General features: G+C 30.0%; 1 pseudogene. It reads left to right on the top strand.

The window, feature by feature from the left end:
- Positions 1-227 (top strand): annotated as a pseudogene (locus FUA24_RS00995) (O-antigen translocase); the annotation flags it as partial.

The raw sequence follows: 227 nt of genomic DNA, 5'->3' as shown, positions 1-227 counted from the left end.
TTGCTATAGCAATACGCAATTATATAATTGATAATATAGGTTATAAAGATGCTGGTTTTTGGGAAGCAATGACGCGTATTTCTAAATACTACTTAATGTTTGTTACATCTTTAATGGCCCTTTATATCTTACCAAGATTTACAGAAATAAGTAACAAAAGAGACTTTAAAAAAGAAGTGTTAGCGTTTTACAAAACGGTAATGCCATTTTTAGCGCTTGGGTTATTA

It is taken from the genome of Seonamhaeicola marinus (assembly GCF_008085455.1).
The sequence above is the reverse complement of the archived record's forward strand: the minus strand, read 5'-3'. Positions and strand labels throughout refer to the sequence as shown.